The sequence below is a fragment of the Megasphaera intestinihominis genome, assembly GCF_040096415.1.
GTDB lineage: Bacteria > Bacillota > Negativicutes > Veillonellales > Megasphaeraceae > Megasphaera > Megasphaera intestinihominis.
In genome coordinates this window covers 1-3,247 of sequence record NZ_JBBMEU010000109.1, presented here as the reverse complement: position 1 = coordinate 3,247, position 3,247 = coordinate 1, and the positions used below count along the sequence as shown (strand labels likewise).

The 3,247-nt window shown below is 38.2% G+C and carries 2 protein-coding genes; both read right to left on the bottom strand.

Annotated features, from left to right (window positions below; translation table 11 throughout):
• Window positions 1-364: 364 nt before the first annotated feature.
• Window positions 365-1,789 (bottom strand): O-unit flippase-like protein, encoded by a 1,425-nt coding sequence (gene wzx, locus WMO23_RS11000; protein WP_349174072.1) that lies wholly within the window; start codon window positions 1,787-1,789, stop codon window positions 365-367.
• Between the two features lie 15 nt (window positions 1,790-1,804).
• Entirely contained in the window at window positions 1,805-3,124 is a 1,320-nt protein-coding gene (locus tag WMO23_RS10995) for a hypothetical protein (protein WP_349174071.1), read from the bottom strand.
• Window positions 3,125-3,247: the final 123 nt, after the last annotated feature.

The window sequence follows — 3,247 nt, the reverse complement described above, 5'->3', positions numbered from 1 at the left end:
CGAGGAAAATCCATATATCTGATTACGATATTTACTGGCGGATGAAATGAATTTGCGAAAGAATCTTGACACTACCATCCAAAAACATCCTCCTTACTGAATAGGATAAATTAGAGTTTTTAGACAAAATGGGAGAAACTCTAATTTGTCTAATTCATCCTGTTTGATAAGCCTATTGTCTCACAAACAGCCAGAAGATTAAATCCACCGATTTATTTTCCGCTTACTACCCTTCCGCATATAATAAGAAAATACGTTCGTTAATTTATCTTTAGTCTATTGCAAAATAAATACCATGTCAAGATATCCCTATAAGGTCATAACAAACAATCCGGCCCAGTGATTCACCGCAGCCGGATTATTTTTATGATTTGGTTCTAAATATTTTGTTTCCTACGATCCGCATAAGATCCGCCGTTCCCTGTCTCATCAAACTGATTTCTGTGGTATGCAGATAGCGATTGACGACTTGGTTCCATTTCCAGTTATTGTAGATGGACTGGACCGCTAAGGGAATAAGGATGAGGCCCCATAATCCTAAATGGAAGTAGGCTAGTCCGATATAGGTGGCACTGATACTGATGACGCCGAAGAAGATGAAGCTGAAGGTATATGGCAGCTTATTCATAGTACTGATAAAGCAGGCGGAACTTCGATGGCGATTCAAGAGATAAATCGACAGTGCCAGCACCAGGAAGGCCGGTCGTTCAATGACGAAGTCATGGCGCAAGAGTTGTACGATGGGGATACCTACCGCTGCAAAAACGATGATGCCCCAGAAACTGAGGTGAAAGGCACAGGCCATGGACTTCGCGTATAAATCTTTCATGACTTTCCGGTTGCGGGATACATAGGCCGATTGGATTGCCGGAACATAGGCACTGAACATACCAGAGGCGATACTAATCAAGGCATTGACGACTTGCATGGAAAAAGAGTAAATCCCCGTTTCATACAGAGTCAGGAAACCACTGCTCATCAGTACGGTAGCCTGCCCTGTCAGATAAGCCGTAACCGTAACTAATCCATCTCGCCAGGCATTGGGCCACATCATAGCCAAGACATGGCGCTTGGAGTAATCTGTCTGATGGCGATATTTTCGGAATAATTCATCAAACTTGTGGGCTTTGATGAGATAATGTTTACATAAAAAGCGTAAAACAAAACCACTGGCAAAATAAGCGACGCCAAGGCTGAGAATCCCAAAGCCACAAACAAGGCCGAGTGTTCCTAATATCAAAAAGGCACCTTTCGATAAAATCTGTGCCCGGTTTTTATGAAAAATATCGCCGATACCGACGAGGACGACAGCATAATAACCTATATAAAGATTGATAAAAGTTGATGCCACATAGAGCATCCAAGTAGCATAAACCTGCCAAGATAAATAGGCCGAAGCGATACGCTGCACGTACAACGTGCCAGCACTGACCATAACTAAGGTAGCTACACAGGCAATGCCCAAATATAAGACCCGGCAAGTACTCAAAATCCCATAAACCAAAGCATAATTCGGGCCGCTTCGTTCACCAGAAAAGACAACGCCCTGTTTCTTTAAATCCATAGCTCCACTCCACGCATAAGTCATGCAATGACTCAGAGTCGGCGTAAAGCCACTATCAAGAAGTTCAACCATACCACCAATACTAACGAATACGTACCACAAACCTAAAATATCAGGCGGCAAATAATGAATCAGGACAGGCAGCCATATAACTTGAGAACCCAGAGAGAAAAATATCCCCAAGTAGTTCCATATAATGTCTTTCTTTTGCGTGTTAATTTGCATATTTTCCCCCAACCACTATGACTGTAAATTCTTTTTAAGGACATCAGAAGGTAAAAAGTTCATTCGTACTGCTAATCGTCTAGCAGCAGGATTAACATTCTCTCCAGTAGCTCTTTCCATAAGTGCTCTATAAAAATCGCTTTGCTGAATTTCAGCAGCATCATATATGGTTGAAATAGTTCTGCTATGGTCATTCATCCATTTCAAACATTCTCCATCATCCAACAAAATTACCGGAAAAATGCACCGCAGTGTATCCTTTTTAGGACCTTCCTTTTTAAATATGTATTCATCAAAAAAAGATATCCAAAATTTAAATGATGGAGCATCAATACTGGATTTAAGAAAAATGCCATATATATCGCAAACTAATTGCGCTAATTCATGGCCAGATTTTTTTAACACGCCAATAAAATTATGCCATTTCTCTATATCCGTAGGAGTTTGTTTATTCTCTGCTTTTTCCTTCAAATAAGCTTTAACAGCCTCATATGCTCTTGAAGGCCACTGATAAGAGATAAGCAATCCAACTTGAATATCATAAGTATTTAAATCATTGTTAATGACAGATTTCCAACTTCCGGTATCCTTAATATCTAAATAACTCTTAATTCTACTTTTGCAGTGACCATACAGCTTGCTGTTGGGAACAGTTTGTATGTCTTTTAATACATCAATGGGTAGTGATGAAATAATAGCATCATCACTAATATCTGCAACAGGAAGATCATTGAATGCCGCTTCCCATTGATTAAATTGAATCCCTAAAACATCTTCTATCATTTTAAGACGGGGGAGAATCCTCATTTCCGTAATTTTGCACTTTGATGCTATCAATGCATGACAAATAGCTTTATAAAATTCACTATTGCCTAAACCTGAATCATCCACTAATTGCATAAAAAGCCCTGCTGAAGATATATAATTTAAAATTACAGACCGAACAGGCTCAACAATGCTCTTTTGCTCCTCTTCATTGGAAGAAAGAAAGTTACCTAACCCATTTAATTGACTATACGAAAAATGAGAATAGCCTATAGCGACTAAATCATAATAAAAATCATTTTGCTTATCCGCTTGTGAAAAAATTGAAGTATAGGTACTCCATGCTAAATTTTCAAGTTTTACAACATCTGGAAATTGCTTTAAAACACCAATAAAGCCTTTAAAGTCATCATAATTGGTAGTATTTACTACATGTTGCTCTAAAAAAGTTTTATATTCCGACAAATCATACTGGCATTTTAACAATTCTTCGATGTAATCAATGTCACTTATATTTTCTATTGGATATTGAGCCAAATAATCATTGATTTGCTTTGCATCGCAAACCAATTTATAATTGCGTAAATGCTTCCCAGATGATATAAAAGTTTTGTATTATAATGGGCCTGTGAATTCAGACCAGTACTGAAAATTTTAAGAGTGCATGATATAGTATTAAGTAACGAAAATTGG

Coding starts and splice junctions, on each gene's coding strand:
- wzx (WP_349174072.1), bottom strand. CDS start 1,789: ATGCAAATTAACACGCAAAAGAAAGACATTATATGGAACTACTTGGGG.